The organism is Ensifer sp. EB106-03-01-XG145 (assembly GCF_058792075.1).
Window position 1 is genome coordinate 82,699 of record NZ_JBYTEC010000005.1, and the last position, 14,772, is coordinate 97,470.

Consider the following 14,772-nt stretch of genomic DNA (forward strand, 5'->3'; position numbering starts at 1 on the left):
CGCTTGCTTACTGGCTGTTGGTCGCCGCGTCCGTTGCCGGTGCGGCCGTCCAAGCGCGCATCGCCTGGTTGAAGGCGTCGGTTCCGCTCGGCCCCTTCTCCAGCGTCAGCAGTGCGCGGCGCCCGTTCCTGTAGGTCAGCGGAATGTCGATCCAACTCCGGCTGCGCAGCAGTTCGGTGTTGTTGCCGATCGCGTCCTTCGAATCGTTGAGCGCGATCATATGGAAATCGTCGGTGATCTTGGCCGGAACCGCAATCAGCGCATCGCCGCGATCCTGCTCCGTACGCTTCATCGAAACGCGCTGAACGCTGTCGATCGCGCCGCCTTCGAAGTTCGGCGGCAGCGAGAAGACGAATTCGACGACATGGCTGGCCGGCAAGGACTCGTCGGCGTTGCGCTTGATCGTCATCAACGCGGTCAGACCCCGGTCCGGAATGGTGATCTGCGCCTGGATGGCCGGTTCAGGCTTGGCGTCGCCACCAGGCGATTCTTCCTTTACCGACCACGCAACGGTTCCCGGAATGGCCGTCGGCGAAGACTGGCCGAGACGCTCTTCGTAGAGGAACATCTTCTCGCCATTGGCGATCGCAATCTCCGGCGTCGTCGGCTGACCACCGGTCTGCTGGCCCGCAGGCGGCGTGCCTGCAGCCTGTCCGGCCGTTCCACCTTGGGCAGTGGCCGTTTCGACGGGCTTGCTCGCCTCTGTCTGCTGTGCCACGGACTTGCCTTCCTGCGCGGCGCTCTCGCCGCTTGCGGTGGCAGGTCCATTGTCGACTTCCGAGCCGTCACCAAGAAGGCGTTGGGTGAACTTGGTCGAGCTGTTGTCCGGGACCGCCGTGTCGTCGTGCCGTGCCGGTTCCTGCTGCGTCGATTCTCCCTGGGTTTCCGCCGGCGGAGCGCCCTCTTGTGCCGGCGATCCACCGATGTTTGAAATGGCCGAGGTGACCGATGCCACGATGCCCGAAAGCCAGGCATTGCCGGCTTCCCGGTTCTGCCAGTAGGCGAAGCCGCCGCCACCAAGCGCCAGCAAAATGACTGCAGCGACGGCGAGGCGCTTGATGCTGAAGCGCGATGGCTTCGGGGTGGCCCGGTAAGATGCCGGCCGCGATGCCGCGGGCGCCGGTGCCTCAGCGCCACGCTCCGGCTCACGCGCAGCCGTCGATGCTGCTGCACCCGCCGTCGCCGCAGCAGTGGCACCTTCGAAACCGAGCAGGTCGTCGATGTGATCCCAAGCCGTGCCTGCACGATCTTGCTGGCTCTGAGGGGTATCGGTCGAGGCCGTCTGTCCGGTCTTCTCGACCGGCCAGGACCAATCGGCAATCTCCGGCTCAGCGCTCTTTTCGGTTCGCCGTTCCTCCAAAGGCGCAAAGGGATCGTTGTCGTCGAACGACCAGTTGCGCGCAGTGTCAACCTTGGGAAGCTCTGCTTCGGCCCTCGGGGTCTCCGCCGGCGCATGCTGCTGCAGCTCTTCCACCGGATGCATGCCAAGAAGCTCGGGGGTATGGGCCGGCTCTTCTTCGCCGACCTGCTGGTCCGTGGGAGCGGCGTGCTTTGCTACGGGAGAGGCGGTCTCCCATTCCGGCAGCTCCCATTCCGAGGCGGCCGACTTTTCTTCGGCGGCCACTGCCGGAACATCATCCCATGTCGGTTCTTCGACAGACCGGGCTTCCTCGTCTATCGACGGGGGAGCGACGGTCTCTTCATAGCTCTCGACCGGAGCTGGCTCCGAATATTCCGCAGCCTCGTAAACCGGGGCATCCGCCTGCGGCTCTTCGACGACGGGGGCGCTCGGCTCCTCTACCGGAGCCTCGGTCGCTTCGACATGTTCGGCAACCGGCTCTTCCGCAACCCGCTCTGCCGGCGCTACCTCTGCGGCTTCGACGTAGTGTTCCGTATACGGTGCCGGTACTTCGTGAACCGCAGCATCGTGGTCAGGTGCCGCAGTGCTTTCCGCCTCCGGAGCCGCTTCCTCGGCAACCGCAATCGGCTGGCTTTCACCAACCGGCTCGGGCTGCGCTTCGGGCTCAGAAACGACGTCCTCGACAGGCGACTCGGCGGCTACGGCTTCGGTCGCTTCCTCCACCACCTCCGTCTCTTCGAGCGCGGGCAAGGCTTCGGCATATTCGCTGTCGACCTCGACGATGGCGTTTTCGAGTTTCGCCAACTGGCGATTGATCATGTCGTCCGACGGACGCGGGTTCATGTTTTCGAGTTGGCGGCGCACGGCCGCGCGCGCCTTCTCGTATACCCTGTCCCGCATTTCAGGGGTGTTTTCCGACAGGCCGTCAACGGTCCTGCGAATAACTGCAACAAAATCCGCCATTAGTACTTTCTCATACGCCCAGGTATGTCGTTGCGATCGCGACGCAATGTCATTTCGCCGACACTAGTCCTCAAAGGGGTCCGTCACAAGTATTGTGTCGTCCCGCTCGGGGCTGGTCGAAAGAAGAGCAACCGGCGCACCGATCAGTTCTTCCACCTGGCGAACGTATTTGATCGCTTGCGCCGGAAGCTCCGCCCAGCTGCGTGCGCCGACCGTCGATTCCTTCCAGCCTTCGAGTGTAATATAGACTGGCTTTGCCGAAGCTTGCTGCGCTTGGCTTGCCGGCAGATGGTCGATCTGCTGTCCGTCCAGAGTATAACCGACGCAGATCTTCAGTTCGTCGAGACCATCGAGCACGTCGAGCTTGGTGAGCGCGATGCCGGTGATGCCATTGGCGGCAACGGACTGGCGCACCAGCGCCGCGTCGAACCAGCCGCAGCGGCGCTTGCGGCCCGTGACCGTGCCGAACTCATGGCCCTTTTCGCCGAGGAACTGGCCGATTTCATCGGTGAGTTCGGTCGGGAACGGGCCCTCACCGACGCGCGTCGTATAGGCCTTGGTGATGCCGAGGATATAGCCGAGAGAACCCGGGCCCATTCCCGAGCCGGCAGCAGCCTGGCCGGCAACCGTGTTCGACGAGGTGACGAACGGATAGGTGCCGTGGTCGATGTCGAGCAGCGTGCCCTGCGCGCCTTCGAACAGGATTCGCGCGCCCTTGCGGCGGGCCTTGTCGAGCAGCACCCAGACGGTGTCCATGAACGGCAGCACCTTGGCGGCAACAGAAGAAAGCTCCTGCATGATCGCCTCGTGGCTGATCTCCGCTTCACCGAGACCACGGCGCAGCGCATTGTGGTGGGTCAGCAGGCGATCGACCTTGGCCGGCAGGGTATCGAGATCGGCGAGGTCCATCACACGGATCGCGCGGCGGCCGACCTTGTCTTCGTAGGCCGGGCCGATGCCGCGGCGCGTGGTGCCGATCTTCGTGCCGCTGTTGGAGGCCGCATCTTCGCGGATGCCATCGAGCTCGCGGTGCAGCGACAGGATCAGCGTGGCATTGTCGGCGATGCGCAGGTTGTCCGGCGTGATCGCGATGCCCTGCTTGCCGAGCTTGTCGATTTCGGCGATCAGCGCGTGCGGGTCGATGACGACGCCATTGCCGATGACGGCGAGCTTGCCGGGACGCACGACGCCGGAAGGCAGGAGCGACAGCTTGTAGCTGACGCCGTCGATTACCAGCGTATGGCCGGCATTGTGTCCGCCCTGAAAGCGCACGACGATATCCGCGCGCTCGGAGAGCCAATCCACAATCTTGCCTTTGCCTTCGTCACCCCATTGGGAGCCGACCACTACGACATTCGTCATAATTCTCTTCCTGTGCAGGCGCGCAAACGAAGCTGCGCTGTTCTCAAACCCGCGCATCTATACTGTGTTGTCATCTGGAAAGCGACCCCGTTATATCCGGCGTTCCGCCCTTTTTGCATGACAAGGGCGGGATTTAGCGCCTATATCTTCGTCTCTCCCGCCATCGCGGCAACAGGTCGCCCATCCCCGCACAGGTCTGAGCATCGTGAATTCCAGGGCCTACTTCTATCTCTGCGTCACCGCACTCTTCTGGGGCGGCAATTCCGTCGCCGGCAAGATGGCGGTCGGACACGTAAGCCCGATGATGCTGACGACCTTGCGCTGGGTCTTCGCGCTGGTCGTCATCCTGGTGCTGATGACGCCGCAGATCCGACGCGACTGGGACAAGATCCGCAAGCACTGGCTGCAGCTTCTCGCCTACGGCGCGATCGGCTTCACCACCTTCAACGCGCTGCTCTATTCGGCGCTGAAATATACGAGTGCCATCAACGCCGTTATTCTCCAGGCCGGCATTCCGATGTTGATCTTCCTGTTCAACTTCGTGCTGTTTCGCACGCGGGCGTCGATCGCCCAGGTGATCGGCTTTACCGTCACCCTGATCGGCGTATTGGTAACTGCAGCCCATGGCGACATTTCGAGCCTGTTGACGCTCGAGTTCAATTTCGGCGACGCGTTGATGATCATCGCCTGCGTCGTCTATGCCGGCTATACCGTCGCACTGCGCTACAAGCCGACGATGCACTGGCAAAGCTTCATCGCGGCGCCTGCCTTCGGCGCGCTTCTAAGCGCCCTGCCGCTGCTCTTCTGGGAAATCGGCACCGGCACGGCGATCGCGCCGGATCCCACCGGCTGGATCATCGTTCTCTATGCGGCGATCTTCCCCTCGCTGATGTCGCAGGTGCTCTATGTCCGCGGCGTCGAGATGATCGGCGCCAACCGCGCCGGCCTGTTCATCAATGCCATTCCGGTCTTCGGGACGCTCCTTTCGGTGCTCCTGATCGGCGAGACCTTCCATCTCTTCCATCTCGTCGCGCTCCTGCTGGTGCTTGGCGGCATCGCGATCGCCGAAAGGGGCCGTCCGCGCTGACGACCCCTCGCGTCTGCCGAGCAGGCGTCGCGCAAAGATATCTCTTTTCATTGAAGGCTCGCTGGGGAGGCTTGGCGCCACCCAAAACCTCGCTCATTCCTGTGCTCGTCACAGGAATCTCTAGCAGTTCCGCTGGACCTGCGGCATCAGCCCAAGTCCTTGGACCCGACGGACGTCGGGTTGCTGGATTCCCGCCACAAGGGCGAGGATGAGGGGGAACGGGACACCCCTCGCGGCAGAAAGCCATCTTTAGGGTTTGTCAGCAGCCTGAATGGCGCCGTTTCCGGCGCCATTTTCATTTATCAGGCAAGAAGCCGCTCCATATAGAGCGCTTCCTCGCCGTAGCTTGAGAGCTTCAGTGCCAGCCGCTCGTCCATCCGGACTTCAAAACCCTGCCTCTCCCAGAAACTGCGGGATCCGTTGACGGAGACGAGCGACATCGACCGCAACGCTTCCGTTCTGGCGGCATCCTCCAGAACAGGAAGAATTCCGCCGCCCGCTCCGGAACCACGCATCTCGGGCAGAAGGGCGAGATCGTGGATGTACCAGGTGTCGGCGGCATCAGGAATTTCGCCAAGCATGCTGTTCAGCGACGGCGGCGCGCCACGAAGCCAAGGATGGCTCAACACGTAGCCACGCGACTGCCCGGCCGCGTCCAGCATGAAGCACCCGGCAGGGCTCAAGGCGATGCGGTCAGCAAGTACGGCATCGTCCTCGGGAAAGGCCTGGTGAACCACAAGCTGGATCTCCGATACGGAGGCGAGATCGGGCAGGCTTGCCTCGCGCCAGCGGAATGTCATTTCGGTCATTTCTCGTCACATGCGTTCGAAACAGGAAAACGCACCGGCGGCCACCGGTGCGTCTTCGATATGTCCCGTGATTGGGTCGGCACAGCGGCGGATCACACCGCCGCTTGCAGTGCCGGCGTCAATCGATGTTGAAGACCAGCGGCTTTGCCTGGCGGATTGCCTGATTGGCCCGCAGCTTGTCAAGAACAGCCTCGGAAACGGCGCCGTCAACGTAAAGCAGCGCAATCGCGTCGCCGCCTTCCTTCTCGCGGCCGAGCTGGAAGTTGGCGATGTTGACGCCGGCGTCACCGAGCGTCATGCCGATGAAGCCGATCATGCCGGGAACGTCGGTGTTGGTGATGTAGACCATGTGGCTGCCGACATCCGCATCAAGGTTGATGCCCTTGATCTGGATGAAGCGCGGCTTGCCGTCCGAAAACACCGTGCCGGCCACAGAGCGGGTCTGGTTGGCGGTCTTCACCGTCAGCTTGATGTAGCCGTCGAAGACGCCGGTCTTGTCGCGCTTGACCTCGGACAGGATGATGCCCTTTTCCTTGATCATCACCGGCGCCGAAACCATGTTGACGTCGGCGACCTGCGGCCGGATCAGACCGGCGAGAACCGCGCTTGTCAGCGCCTTGGTGTTCATGCCGGCGGTCGAGCCGTCATAGAGGATCTCGATTTCCTTGATCGCGCTTTCGGTCACCTGGCCGACAAAGGCGCCGAGAACGTCGGCAAGCCGGATGAACGGCTTCAGGATCGGCGCTTCCTCAGCAGTGATCGACGGCATGTTGATGGCGTTGGAGACGGCACCCTTGACCAGGTAGTCCGACATCTGCTCGGCCACTTGCAGCGCGACGTTCTCCTGGGCTTCCGTGGTCGACGCGCCGAGATGCGGCGTGCAGACGACATTCGGCAGGCCGAAGAGCGGGCTTTCGGTGGCGGGCTCGACCTCGAAGACGTCGAAGCCGGCGCCGGCAACATGGCCGGACTTGATCGCTTCGGCGAGCGCTTTCTCGTCGACGAGGCCGCCACGAGCGCAGTTGACGATGCGCACGCCCGGCTTCGTCTTGGCCAGCGCTTCGGCACTCAGGATGTTGCGGGTCTTGTCGGTCAGCGGCACGTGCAGGGTGATGAAGTCGGCCTGCGCGAGCAGTTCGTCGAGTTCGACCTTGGTGACGCCCATTTCCTCGGCGCGCTCCTTGGAGAGGAACGGGTCGTAGGCGAGAACGTGCATCTTCAGGCCGATGGCGCGCGAGCAGACGATCGAGCCGATGTTGCCGGCACCGATGACGCCGAGCGTCTTGCCGGTGATCTCGACACCCATGAAGCGCGACTTCTCCCACTTGCCGGCCTGCGTCGAGTTATCGGCGGCCGGAAGCTGGCGGGCAACGGCGAAGAGCAGCGCGATCGCGTGTTCGGCGGTCGTGATCGAGTTGCCGAAGGGCGTGTTCATCACGATGATACCGCGGCGCGACGCAGCCGGGATATCGACATTGTCGACGCCGATGCCGGCGCGGCCGATGACCTTGAGATTGGTCGCAGCTGCAATCAGCTTTTCCGTCGCCTTGGTGGCCGAGCGGATGGCAAGGCCGTCATAGTTGCCGATGATCTCGGCGAGCTTGTCCTTGTCCTTGCCGAGCTTCGGCTGGAAATCGACTTCGACGCCGCGGTCGCGGAAGATCTGGACGGCGGTTTCCGACAGTTCGTCGGATACGAGAACGCGAGGTGCCATGAGAGGCCTCCTTAAAGATCAGGTCTGAATGGGAATGCGGTTAGCCAAGCCTCGCTCCCATGGGGAGCGAAGCGGATCACTCAAATCGGTGTGAGATGCGGGCGAAGTCCATTGTTCCTCACCCCTTGTCTGATCAGGCCGCGGCCTGCGTCAGCGTTGCCTTCTGGGTCTCGAAGGCCCAGGTCAGCCACGGCATCAGCGCCTTCATGTCGGCGGTCTCGATCGTGGCGCCGGCCCAGATGCGAAGACCCGATGGTGCATCGCGGTAGTGGCCGATGTCGAAGGCAACGCCTTCCTTTTCGAGAAGCGCAACCACGCCCTTGGCGAAGGCCGCCTGTCCGTCGGCGTCGAGCGCCAGGACGTCCCTGTCGACGATCTTCAGGCAGACCGAGGTGTTGGAGCGGGTCTCGTCCTTGACCGCCAGGTTGGCAATCCAGTCATTGGCGGCGACGAAATCGAAGATCGCCTGCGCATTGGCGTCGGCACGGGCCATCAGGCCCTTGAGCCCGCCGACCTGCTGCGCCCAGAGGAGCGCATCGATATAGTCCTCGACGCAGAGCATCGACGGCGTGTTGATCGTCTCGCCGGTAAAGATGCCCTCGATCAGCTTGCCGCCCGAGGTCATGCGGAAGATCTTCGGCAGCGGCCAGGCCGGAACGTAGGTCAAGAGACGCTCGACCGCACGCGGCGACAGGATGATGACGCCGTGGGCGCCCTCACCGCCGAGAACCTTCTGCCAGGAGAAGGTGACGACGTCGAGCTTGGCGAAATCGAGATTCTGCGCGAAAGCGGCAGAGGTCGCGTCGCAGATCGTCAGACCCTTGCGGTCGGCCGGGATGAAGTCGGCGTTCGGGACGCGCACGCCGGAGGTCGTACCGTTCCAGGTGAAGACCACGTCGCGGTCGAAATCGACCTTGGCAAGATCAGGCAGTTCGCCGTAGCCGGCTTCGAACTTGCGCACGTCGGCAAGCTTCAGCTGCTTGACCACATCGGTCACCCAGCCGGCGCCAAAGCTTTCCCAGGCGACCATGTCGACGCCACGCTGACCGAGCAGCGACCACAGCGCCATTTCGACGGCGCCGGTATCGGAAGCGGGCACGATACCGATGCGATAATCGGCCGGCACTTCAAGAATGTCACGGGTAAGATCGATGGCCTGCTTCAGCTTCGTCTTGCCGATCTTGGCGCGGTGCGAACGACCGAGCGGAGCATCGGAGAGAGCGTCGAGCGTCCAACCGGGGCGCTTCGAGCAAGGACCAGAAGAGAAATGGGTATTGTTCGGACGGAGGTCCGGCTGTGCAGGCTTTGCCATGTGCTATCCTTCCAGATAGATAGCCCTTCGTTGGGGAAGGGTGTCCCGCCGTCGTCGATATTGTGGACGGGACCGGAAGTCAAGCGCTTTGTCGCAATCGAGAAAATTTATGGCGCCGCGGGCAATATCTGCAAAAGCAGAACGATGCCTGCCGACTGATTGTTGCCGGCTGGCACTTTCGTCCTGGCAATAGGCTGAGGCGATCGGCGGAACGATATGACCCGGTTGTCGCCGAAACTGTGGCGCTTCAAGGCATTAGAAGGAGAAGCGCAGGCCTGCGCGGATCTCGTGACGGGACAGTCCGTCGTCGAAGCCCTTGTCGCCGGCAGCCCCCACCAGCGCCTCGGCGCCGAAGCCGAACATCTCGCCATCGGCGATATGGGAATAGCGATAGCCGACATCGAGCTTCAGCTGCTCGCTAAGGTCATAGGAGATGCCCGCCATCAGCGCATAGGTGAAACGCCAGCTGTCGCGCCCCTCATAGGACGTCGAGGTGGGCGAACCGCCACAAGCACCGCCGCCGGCCACGCAAGTGGCGCGTTCGATTGCCGTGTCCCAGTTGAGGCGCGTCGCGCCGATGCCGCCGCCGACATAGGGCGTGAAGCCGGCAAGCGTACCGAAATCCACATAGGCGTTCGCCATCAGTCCAAGGGCCGAGTAATCGGCTCCGGTCGAGAAGGCGCAGGACGTGCCCGCCCCTTGCCCGACGCAAGGACTAGCAGACGAGGACGACCCGCTGAACCGACCCTCAAAGTAGTCGGCCGTCAGATCGGCGCGGAATGTATCGGTAAACTGATAACCGACGCCGAGCGAACCGGAGAAGGGCTTATCAAAGCGGGCATTGTCGAAGGGAACGCTGTCATAGGTCAGCGTTCCCGCATCAAAGGTCCGGTAATAGGGATCGCCCTCGCCGCGCCAGGGCGCATAGCCGATATCGCCACGCAGATAGATCGCGCTTGTGCCGACAGTTTCTTTCTCGATGGTGATCTCCGGGGCATTCAGGAGATCCTCGTCGGCCGCCAGCGCGGCGCCAGAGAGAAGCAGGCCGGCACCAAAAGCGGCTCCGCAGAACCCGTTTCGCCAATCCATGCCATGCCCTTTCACCGCTGCTATCCGTGCGGGATGGAGCCATGCCGTCGCCGCTTCGTTCAGCGTTAACTATTGCAGCGACTGGTTAACCCACGGTTAACCATGCCTGTTAGCAAACAGGCAAAGATTGGCGGCAACGAAAAAGGCCACCCGAAGGTGGCCTTGGTATGTGTCGGATACTGTCCGATTACTTGTAGACGATCGGCGGCGGCTCGTAAGGCACTTCGCAGGTATTGCCGAAGGAGTAGCGCAGACCAGCGCGCGCCTCGTGGATATAGAAGCCATCGTCGAAGCCCGGACCGCCGCCGTTGGCGTAGCCGAACATGTCGCCATCATCGACCTGGCGGAAGCGATAGCCGATGTCGGCCTTCAGGTTGCAGGTCAGGTCGATCGCGGTGCCGGCCATGAGGGCGTAGGTGAAGCGCCAGCTGTCCTTGCCGCCATGATTGGTCGTCGGGTCGCAGGCTGTCGGATCGCTGACACTGCAGCTGGTGTTCCGGAGTCCGTCCCAGCTCACGCGCGTCGCACCGACACCGGCACCGACATAAGGGGTGAAGGCGCCGTACGTGCCGATGTCCACATAGGCGTTGGCCATGAGGCTCCAGGCGGAAACCGAGCTTATGTCACGCGACACGCAAGGGCCTGCAACCGTCCCGCAGCCGCCGCTGGTCGAGCCGGTGAAGTCGCCATTGCCCCAGTAGTCGGCCGTGATGTCGGCGCGCAGGTAATTGTTGAACTGATAACCGACACCGCCGCCGATTACCCAGGAATCATCGATATCAGCGGAATCGAAATCCGCGATCGAGCCGCTCGGCCCACCCTGGTAGAAATTTGCGCCGCGCAGATGGTTCCAGGCGTAACCGACGTCGCCGCGCAGGTACCAGCCGCTGGTCTGGATGACCTCGACGGGCTGCTCCGGCACCGGCTCCATAGGCGGTTGGTAGACATCCGCAGCGAAAGCTGCCGTGCAGCTGAGCAACACAGCAACAACGCCACTCAAAATTCTCTTCATGGCCCACTCCAATACATTCCGTTGCTTGGTTCACCATGAAACCGGTGCCCAAATCCCGATGTTGGTTATGGATAATGAGGAGGAAAGGTTAAGTTCCGATTAACTACAATCGTTTACCGCGATTCTTAAGAAAGCAACCTATTCTTGCGGTTGCTGTTCCGCTTTACTGTCAGCCTACTGTTCCCATAAGGTGCAGCTAAATAGAGCGTCAGGACAACGCACTAGGTTGCCTCCGAAAGCCAGCAACGCTTTCAGATCGGAATTCCGATGGTGGAACGATCTCGTCCCGAGCACCGCTTTCAAGCCACAGCAGGACAAAAAAAGAGGCCGATGCGTCGCACCGGCCCTGGAGGGAAATCAGTCGCTGGGTGTCTCAGGCGGCGTTGCGAACGCTGCCGATGACATTGATCAGCTCGTCGACGATGCGCTCGACCTGGCCGCGATCGTCGCCTTCCGCCATCACGCGAATGAGCGGCTCGGTGCCGGAGGGCCGGATCAGCAGGCGGCCGGACTTGGCGAGCTCTGCTTCGGCATCAGCGATCGCCTGGCGCACAGCGGCATCTTCGAGCGGCTTGCCGGCGGAAACACGAACGTTCTTCAGCACCTGCGGCACCGGCTCGAAGCGGTGGCACACCTCGCTCACCGCCTTGCCCTGACGCTTGATCACCGCGAGGATCTGCAGAGCAGCGACAAGGCCATCACCCGTCGTGCCGAAATCGGAGAGCACAATGTGGCCGGACTGTTCGCCGCCAACGTTCAGTCCGTCCTGGCGCATCTGCTCGACGACATAACGGTCGCCGACCTTCGTGCGCCGCAGATCGATGCCGCGTCCCTTGAGATAGCGCTCGAGGCCGAGGTTTGACATGACGGTGGCGGCAACAGCACCCCCGCGCAGCATGCCGTCTTCGGCCCAGCTGTCGGCGATCACAGCCATCAGCTGGTCGCCATCGATGACTGTGCCGTTCTCATCGACGATCAGCACACGGTCGGCATCACCATCGAGCGCAATGCCGATGTCGGCGCGCACTTCGTGGACCTTTTTCGACAATGTGGCGGGATGGGTGGAGCCGCAATCGAGATTAATGTTGAGACCGTTCGGTTCGGTGCCGATGGTGACGACTTCCGCACCAAGCTCCCAAAGCGCCGTCGGCGCCACCTTGTAGGCGGCACCATTGGCGCAGTCGACGGCGATCCTGAGACCTTGAAGCGTGACGTCGCGTGGCAGCGTGCGCTTTGCGTGTTCCAGATAGCGATAGATGTCGCCATCGACGCGCTTCGCGCGACCGATGTCTTCCGACTTCGCCAGCTGCCCCGAGAGGTCCTGGTCGAGCAACGCCTCGATCTTCGCTTCGATATCGTCGGAAAGCTTGTAGCCGTCGGGGCCGAAAAGCTTGATGCCGTTGTCCTGGAAGGGATTGTGCGAGGCAGAGATCATCACGCCGATATCGGCGCGCAGCGAGCGAGTGAGCATGGCAACGCCCGGCGTCGGGATCGGCCCGAGCAGGAAGACGTCAAGACCAGCGGCCGTAAAGCCCGCCACCATGGCGTTCTCGAGCATATAGCCCGAAAGGCGCGTATCCTTGCCGATCACCACACGGTGGCGATGAGCGCCGTTGCGAAAGATCGTACCGACCGCAATGCCAACCCGCATCGCCAGATCCGGTGTCATCGGAAACAAGTTGGACTGGCCGCGGATACCGTCGGTGCCGAAATACTTTCGCTTCATAAGAACTCCATCGTTCTGCCGGGTCAGGGCTGGCTTGGCCACCTCCGCCTGTCTGCGTTTTCCGCGACTGGGTTTCATTGACCGGACCTCATTCATACTTCTTGGATGCCGTCTGCCTGGCGATCAGCATTCCGTTCAAGGACAGCCATCGCAAACACGTCATGTCTTCTTTGACACAAAAGCGCAGCAAACGGCAGCGAGCCTAACATCAGAAATCGTTACATCCCGTTACCAAATGCCAGAGGCCGCGTGGCAACGAAAAGCCGCCGCTCCACTTGAGGAGCGGCGGCTCGGATATACTGCCAACCGTGGCAATTATTGCGGCTGCGGCTCGAACCCACCTTCGGATTCTTCGCCCTTGCCCGCCGGACCTTCCTTCTTGGAACCTGCCGAAGGAACGGCCGAGCCGCGATGCGGCGGCGTGTCGTCGCCAAGGTCGCGCGCCGGCTTTTCGCCGCGGATCAGCGCCTTGATCTCTTCGCCCGTCAAGGTTTCGTATTCCAGCAGCCCTTCCGCCAGCGCCACGAATTCGTGGTTCTTCTCGGTGAGGATCTTGCGGGCGGTCTCGTAGGCCTCATCGATCAGACGACGGATTTCGTTGTCGATCTTCTGCGCGGTCGCCTCAGAAACGTTCTTCTGCTGCGCAACGGAGTGGCCAAGGAAGACTTCCTGCTGGTTCTCACCATAGGAAACCTGGCCGAGCTGGTCGGAGAAGCCCCACTGCGTCACCATCGCACGGGCAAGCTTGGTTGCCTGCTCGATATCCGACGATGCGCCCGAGGTGATGTTCTCCTTGCCGAAGGTCAGTTCCTCGGCAACGCGTCCGCCCATCATGATGGCAAGGCGCGAGACCATCCACTTGTAGCTCATCGAATAGCGGTCGCCTTCCGGCAGCTGCATGACCATGCCAAGCGCCCGTCCACGCGGAATGATCGTCGCCTTGTGCAGCGGATCGGCCGAGGGAACGTTGAGCGCCAGGATCGCGTGACCGGCTTCGTGATAGGCGGTCAGCTTCTTCTCGGCTTCGGTCATCGCCGACGAGCGACGCTCCGCACCCATCATGATCTTGTCCTTGGCATCCTCGAATTCGAGCATGGTGACAAGGCGCTTGTTGCGGCGGGCGGCCATCAGCGCCGCCTCGTTGACGAGGTTCATGAGGTCAGCACCGGAGAAGCCGGGCGTACCACGTGCGAGCACCTTGAGGTCGACGTTCGGCGCCAGCGGCACGTTGCGCACGTGCACCTTGAGGATACGTTCGCGGCCGTTGATATCCGGGTTCGGCACGACGACCTGGCGGTCGAAGCGGCCCGGACGCAGCAGTGCCGGATCGAGAACATCAGGGCGGTTGGTCGCCGCGATCAGGATGATGCCTTCGTTTGCCTCGAAGCCGTCCATCTCGACCAGCAACTGGTTGAGCGTCTGTTCGCGCTCGTCATTGCCGCCGCCGAGACCGGCGCCACGATGGCGACCGACAGCGTCGATTTCGTCGATGAAGATGATGCAGGGCGCATTCTTCTTTGCCTGCTCGAACATGTCACGCACACGGCTGGCACCGACGCCGACGAACATTTCGACGAAGTCGGAACCGGAGATCGTGAAGAACGGCACGTTGGCTTCGCCGGCTACGGAGCGTGCAAGCAGCGTCTTACCGGTACCGGGAGGGCCGACGAGCAGCACGCCGCGCGGAATGCGTCCGCCAAGGCGCTGGAACTTCTGCGGGTCACGTAGGAATTCGACGATTTCTTCGAGGTCCTGCTTGGCTTCGTCTACGCCGGCGACGTCGTCAAAGGTGACGCGGCCATGCGCTTCCGTCAGAAGCTTGGCCTTGGACTTGCCAAAGCCCATGGCGCCGCGCGAACCGCCCTGCATCTGGCGCATGAAGAACAGCCAGACGCCGAGGATCAGAAGCATCGGAAGAAGCGTGCCGATGTAGCTCAAGAAGCCGGACGAGCCGTCGGTTTCCGGGCGAACCGTGACCGTCACGTCCTTGGCTTCAAGGCGCTCGGTGAGCGCCGTATCGACGGATGGCGCATAGGTCTGGAACGTTGCGCCGCTTTCAGAATAGCTGCCGATCACTTTCGAGCCGGTGATCACGACTTCCTTGACGCGGCTCGCATCCACGTCCTTGAGGAATTGCGAGAACGGAATCTCGCGCGAGCCGGTGCGCTCCGTCGGCTGCTGGAACATGCTGAACAACGCGATCAGCAGAAGCGCTATGATTGCCCAAAGGGCAAGATTACGAAAATTAGGGTTCATCGAACTCCCCGGAACCTGTCACGGCCCGCGCATTTCGCCGGGCCGCTGTCTTGCTCCCTAACATAGGGTTCTGGCGACGCAT

Annotated in this window: 10 protein-coding genes; 1 reads left to right on the forward strand and 9 read right to left on the reverse strand. The window is 62.2% G+C overall.

All coding sequences use genetic code 11. The features are described 5' to 3' along the window. Positions 1 to 7: 7 nt before the first annotated feature. The gene (locus AC3WWH_RS14775) at positions 8 to 2,323 is read right to left on the reverse strand and encodes a hypothetical protein (RefSeq protein ID WP_058321052.1); all 2,316 of its coding nucleotides are present in this window, start codon (positions 2,321 to 2,323) and stop codon (positions 8 to 10) included. A 63-nt stretch (positions 2,324 to 2,386) separates the two neighbouring features. Then, a complete protein-coding gene (locus tag AC3WWH_RS14780; RefSeq protein WP_057254708.1) occupies positions 2,387 to 3,685 on the reverse strand; it encodes an adenylosuccinate synthase in 1,299 nt (432 codons plus the stop codon). A 205-nt stretch (positions 3,686 to 3,890) separates the two neighbouring features. On the opposite strand from AC3WWH_RS14780, the gene AC3WWH_RS14785 reads away from it, so the two are divergent. Continuing rightward, complete coding sequence (locus tag AC3WWH_RS14785) at positions 3,891 to 4,772, forward strand: DMT family transporter (RefSeq protein WP_057254707.1); 882 nt, start codon at positions 3,891 to 3,893, stop codon at positions 4,770 to 4,772. A gap of 302 nt (positions 4,773 to 5,074) precedes the next feature. Here AC3WWH_RS14785 and AC3WWH_RS14790 read toward each other — a convergent pair whose 3' ends face one another. The 7 genes from AC3WWH_RS14790 to ftsH form a co-directional block, all read right to left on the reverse strand. Beyond that, positions 5,075 to 5,581 carry a GNAT family N-acetyltransferase gene (locus tag AC3WWH_RS14790; protein ID WP_057254706.1) on the reverse strand — a complete coding sequence of 169 codons (507 nt, stop codon included), beginning with the start codon at positions 5,579 to 5,581 and terminating at the stop codon, positions 5,075 to 5,077. A 118-nt stretch (positions 5,582 to 5,699) separates the two neighbouring features. Next, positions 5,700 to 7,295: a phosphoglycerate dehydrogenase gene (gene serA, locus AC3WWH_RS14795; protein ID WP_058321051.1), complete on the reverse strand. Its 1,596-nt coding sequence runs from the start codon at positions 7,293 to 7,295 to the stop codon at positions 5,700 to 5,702. Positions 7,296 to 7,428: 133 nt separating this feature from the next. Further along, complete coding sequence (locus AC3WWH_RS14800) at positions 7,429 to 8,607, reverse strand: phosphoserine transaminase (protein WP_058321050.1); 1,179 nt, start codon at positions 8,605 to 8,607, stop codon at positions 7,429 to 7,431. Positions 8,608 to 8,862: 255 nt separating this feature from the next. Further along, complete coding sequence (locus AC3WWH_RS14805; protein WP_058321049.1) at positions 8,863 to 9,696, reverse strand: outer membrane protein; 834 nt, start codon at positions 9,694 to 9,696, stop codon at positions 8,863 to 8,865. A 187-nt stretch (positions 9,697 to 9,883) separates the two neighbouring features. Then, positions 9,884 to 10,708 (reverse strand): outer membrane protein, encoded by an 825-nt coding sequence (locus tag AC3WWH_RS14810; protein ID WP_058321048.1) that lies wholly within the window; start codon positions 10,706 to 10,708, stop codon positions 9,884 to 9,886. 373 nt (positions 10,709 to 11,081) lie between these two features. After that, positions 11,082 to 12,434 carry a phosphoglucosamine mutase gene (glmM, locus tag AC3WWH_RS14815; protein ID WP_058321047.1) on the reverse strand — a complete coding sequence of 451 codons (1,353 nt, stop codon included), beginning with the start codon at positions 12,432 to 12,434 and terminating at the stop codon, positions 11,082 to 11,084. A gap of 315 nt (positions 12,435 to 12,749) precedes the next feature. Further along, positions 12,750 to 14,690, reverse strand: a complete 1,941-nt coding sequence (gene ftsH / locus AC3WWH_RS14820; protein WP_057254700.1) for an ATP-dependent zinc metalloprotease FtsH — start codon at positions 14,688 to 14,690, stop codon at positions 12,750 to 12,752. Positions 14,691 to 14,772 lie beyond the last annotated feature (82 nt).

Bases quoted from the DNA above. Each gene is read 5' to 3' on its own strand.
- AC3WWH_RS14775 (WP_058321052.1), bottom strand. From the start codon at position 2,323: ATGGCGGATTTTGTTGCAGTTATTCGCAGGACCGTTGACGGCCTGTCG.
- AC3WWH_RS14780 (WP_057254708.1), bottom strand. From the start codon at position 3,685: ATGACGAATGTCGTAGTGGTCGGCTCCCAATGGGGTGACGAAGGCAAA.
- AC3WWH_RS14790 (WP_057254706.1), bottom strand. From the start codon at position 5,581: ATGACCGAAATGACATTCCGCTGGCGCGAGGCAAGCCTGCCCGATCTC.
- serA (WP_058321051.1), bottom strand. From the start codon at position 7,295: ATGGCACCTCGCGTTCTCGTATCCGACGAACTGTCGGAAACCGCCGTC.
- AC3WWH_RS14800 (WP_058321050.1), bottom strand. From the start codon at position 8,607: ATGGCAAAGCCTGCACAGCCGGACCTCCGTCCGAACAATACCCATTTC.
- AC3WWH_RS14805 (WP_058321049.1), bottom strand. From the start codon at position 9,696: ATGGATTGGCGAAACGGGTTCTGCGGAGCCGCTTTTGGTGCCGGCCTG.
- AC3WWH_RS14810 (WP_058321048.1), bottom strand. From the start codon at position 10,708: ATGAAGAGAATTTTGAGTGGCGTTGTTGCTGTGTTGCTCAGCTGCACG.
- glmM (WP_058321047.1), bottom strand. From the start codon at position 12,434: ATGAAGCGAAAGTATTTCGGCACCGACGGTATCCGCGGCCAGTCCAAC.
- ftsH (WP_057254700.1), bottom strand. From the start codon at position 14,690: ATGAACCCTAATTTTCGTAATCTTGCCCTTTGGGCAATCATAGCGCTT.